1 protein-coding gene is annotated in these 422 nt (G+C 61.8%); it reads left to right on the top strand.

Features of this window, described 5'->3' with window-relative positions:
* Positions 1-206: 206 nt before the first annotated feature.
* A partial coding sequence (locus AC1DYG_RS20070; RefSeq protein ID WP_477641598.1) for a hypothetical protein occupies positions 207-422 on the top strand: 216 nt, incomplete at its 3' end.

Here is a 422-nt window from a genome sequence, read left to right as displayed (position 1 = left end):
CCGCCTCGGCGGCGATCTCTCCGAGCGACGCACCCGAGTTTCGGCCGAGGGTCTGGAATGCCGCGTCGAGGATCGCGCGGCGAGTCCGGGCCCGTGTGCCTGATTCGGTGGCGGAATCTATGGACATGGAATGACGGTAACAGCATTGAGATCCAATCTGGAACAAACCATGACATAAATGGGACATTGGTGGTTCACTGATGGACATGACTGATTCGACGGCGCAGGAGTCCTGGCCGAACGTGCGACTGTTGTGGTCCTTCATTCGTCCGCACCGGGTGGCACTGTCGATCGGTCTGGTCCTGTCGTGCGCGTTCACCGCGGTCGGGCTCGCGTTGCCGATGATGATCAAGGTGGTTCTCGACACGCTGGGTACAGGTGGCGGGCTCGGCGGGCCGATCACCATCCTGGTGCTGCTGCTC

Source organism: Pedococcus sp. P1_H8 (genome assembly GCF_056405175.1).
The sequence above is the reverse complement of the archived record's forward strand: the minus strand, read 5'-3'. Positions and strand labels throughout refer to the sequence as shown.